The following is a 243-nucleotide window of genomic DNA, read 5'->3' as shown; positions in this document are numbered from 1 at the left end:
CCGCTGGCCCATGCCCCAGCCGAGACGACCCGCGGCGAATGGGTGAGCCCGAGGTGGGAGACGATGTGGTTCCCGCAAGCCTTCAACGGCGTCATGGAGCAGTTGCAGCATGCCGTGAAGACAGGCACGCCGCCGGCGCCCTCCGTCGCCGACAACGTCAAGGCCATGGCGCTGGTGGAAGCGGGCTACCGCTCGATGGCATCGGGCCGCACGGCCGAGATCTCCGAAATCCCGGCAAACCGA

Annotated in this window: 1 pseudogene; it reads left to right on the top strand. The window is 68.3% G+C overall.

Annotated elements, in window-relative coordinates:
- Positions 1 to 243 (top strand): annotated as a pseudogene (locus KVT37_RS32635) (gfo/Idh/MocA family oxidoreductase); the annotation flags it as partial.

It is taken from the genome of Mesorhizobium sp. GbtcB19, from assembly GCF_019091085.1.
Taxonomy (GTDB): domain Bacteria; phylum Pseudomonadota; class Alphaproteobacteria; order Rhizobiales; family Rhizobiaceae; genus Mesorhizobium.
This window is presented reverse-complemented; position numbering and strand designations above follow the sequence as displayed.